Source organism: Candidatus Thiosymbion oneisti, assembly GCF_900092655.1.
Classification (GTDB): domain Bacteria; phylum Pseudomonadota; class Gammaproteobacteria; order Chromatiales; family Chromatiaceae; genus Thiosymbion; species Thiosymbion oneisti.
In genome coordinates this window covers 1-1017 of sequence record NZ_FLUY01001210.1, presented here as the reverse complement: position 1 = coordinate 1017, position 1017 = coordinate 1, and the positions used below count along the sequence as shown (strand labels likewise).

1 protein-coding gene is annotated in these 1017 nt (G+C 58.4%); it reads right to left on the bottom strand.

The annotated features are described in order from the left end of the window. Window positions 1-159 precede the first annotated feature (159 nt). Window positions 160-981, bottom strand: coding sequence for a DUF2189 domain-containing protein (locus tag BQ17_RS12430; RefSeq protein WP_089727524.1), 822 nt, complete (start codon window positions 979-981; stop codon window positions 160-162). Window positions 982-1017: the final 36 nt, after the last annotated feature.

The following is a 1017-nucleotide window of genomic DNA, read 5'->3' as shown; positions in this document are numbered from 1 at the left end:
GTTACCGTTGATGGCAGTTCAGGACCACGAGGTAAAAAAATCCTGTTAATCCTGAACATCCTGTTAATCCTGTCCTATTAGAAGGTTGCAATGAGTATTCAGAAAAAGTGCCACCTTTTTCTGCGATGGGAGAATGACACGATCACGACATATCGAGCACTATCGCTGACCTGATGGCATTACACCTGAACCTGGGTCAAACGGGAAGGGGAACACCCTCCGGTACAGCGCAAAGCTGGCATAAGCGAGTACCGGAAACAGCACCACGAAGAGCGGTAGCATCAGGATGGCGAGCAAGGTGCCGCCCGTCAGAATCAGCCCCCAGGCGATGCTGGTGAGAAAATTGCCGAACACGGCGCGTACACTGGCGAGCACGGCCTGAACAAAATCGGCGCGTCCTTCATGCAACAGTGGAACCGAAAATGCGGAGATGGCGAAGATGATAAATGCCAACACCGAGCCCATGAGCGAGCCCCACAGCTCGAAGGCGACCACCTGAGGCTCCAACCTGATCAACCAGGGCAGCTCGTAGGGTAGGTGCTCGCTTCCGATCATCAGAGCGTAGAGAACGGCCGCATCGGTGATCCAGATCAGGAACAGAAAGGTGCATAGCGAGGCGACCAGCCACAGACCGGCGGGTGCCCGGGCGAAGGCGGCAAAGGCGTCCGAGAGGCGCGCTTTACGGGTCTCCGCAGCGATTGCCGTGAGCCGGGAAAATCCTGTCAAGAGTGCCGGACCCACAAGCAGAAACCCCCCGGAGACGGGTAGCGCCATGGGGGAGAGACCGAGATAGCCAATCATTGCCAGCAGCACCAGACCGACCAAGGCAAATACGCCGGCGTAGGCGATGCTGGCAGCGGGCAGGGTACGGAAGATCTGCCAGCCGGTTACCAGCGAATCCACCAGGTCGGAGAACCTGAAGGGGCGCGCCGTGACCCTGAGAGCGGAGGCTGCAGGATCCAAGGCCCTGTCCGTGCTCATGATTGTAAATCCCGGCTAGCCCCCCCGGTTTCGGAG

Excerpts from the sequence above, each read along its gene's own strand:
- BQ17_RS12430 (WP_089727524.1), bottom strand. The coding sequence starts at position 981 with ATGAGCACGGACAGGGCCTTGGATCCTGCAGCCTCCGCTCTCAGGGTC.